Origin of the sequence: Brucella oryzae, from assembly GCF_041929965.1 — a bacterium.
GTDB classification, from domain to species: Bacteria; Pseudomonadota; Alphaproteobacteria; order Rhizobiales; family Rhizobiaceae; genus Brucella; species Brucella oryzae.
The window spans coordinates 1-1,162 of the sequence record NZ_JBHEEO010000063.1; the positions used below are offsets into that span (position 1 = coordinate 1).

The following is a 1,162-nucleotide window of genomic DNA, read 5'->3' on the forward strand; positions in this document are numbered from 1 at the left end:
ATACCAAAGCGCATAAAGTTTGACTCAAAAGGGCTTCCACTGTGCTTTGTTTTGTGATTCCTCCTCCCAAACAGGAGATTTTGGATGAGCAAAGCACTGACGCTGCGCGGGGATTATTCATCTGATCTGCTTCGTTCGCTGGCCAGAGCCAGCGACGATGCCGATTGCACACGACGGCTTTTAGCACTTTCGATCATTTATGACGGGGGTACACGCACAGAAGCAGCCCGGTTTGGCGGTGTCGGCCTCCAGATTATCCGCGACTGGGTTGTGCGCTTCAACGCCCGGGGGCCGGATGGTCTGGTGAATGGCAAGTCCCCTGGACGCAGACCTTTACTCAGTGATGAGCAGCGTCAGGCGTTGGCGGCTCTTGTCGATAAAGGCCCCAACCCTTCCGTAGATGGGATCGCCCGATGGCGCCTTTGCGATCTGGTTCGATGGATAGAAGAAGAGTTCGGTATTGTAACCAGTCGCCAGACGGTTGCACGTGAACTGCGTTCCATGGGCTATCGCAAGCTGTCCGCCCGTCCCCGACATCATGCTCAGGATCCTGATGCCATTGATGAATTTAAAAAAACTTCCCAACCACTCTGGCAGAAATCCGAGAACATCAAGCAAAGGGGAAGCAGATAGAGGTGTGGTTTCAGGACGAGGCCCGCGTCGGTCAAAAGACGAAACTCACCCGGCGGTGGGCCAAGCGTGGAAGCAGACCTTCTGCACCTCAGGACCAACGAACCCGTTCAGCCTATATCTTCGGGGCTGTGTGCCCGAAGCACGGCAAAGGGGCCGCGCTCGTCATGCCCTATTGTGATACGCATGCGATGAACGAGCATCTGGCCGAAATATCCCGCCATGTTGCTCGTAACGCTCATGCGGTGGTCATTCTCGATCAGGCTGGGTGGCATATGACGAATAAGCTGAGGGTTCCTGATAATATCTCGCTCATTGCTTTGCCACCAAAGTCGCCGGAGCTCAATCCGATGGAAAATATCTGGCAGTTCATGCGCGACAACTGGCTATCCAACCGCATCTTCAAAACATACGACGATATTGTTGACGTCTGTTGTCATGCCTGGCGCAAACTCGTCTCCGATCCATGGACCATTATTTCAATTGGGCTACGTGATTGGGCACATAGGTTCTAATTAATGAGCTCTAGTAT

Annotated in this window: 1 protein-coding gene; it reads left to right on the plus strand. The window is 53.4% G+C overall.

The window, feature by feature from the left end; translation table 11 throughout:
• Positions 1 to 84 precede the first annotated feature (84 nt).
• Positions 85 to 1,145 (plus strand): IS630 family transposase gene (locus JNC70_RS22730; RefSeq protein WP_340583692.1). Its coding sequence is split into 2 segments (ribosomal slippage): positions 85 to 577 and positions 577 to 1,145, totalling 1,062 coding nucleotides; the frame shifts between segments, so codons are not numbered across the junction.
• Positions 1,146 to 1,162: the final 17 nt, after the last annotated feature.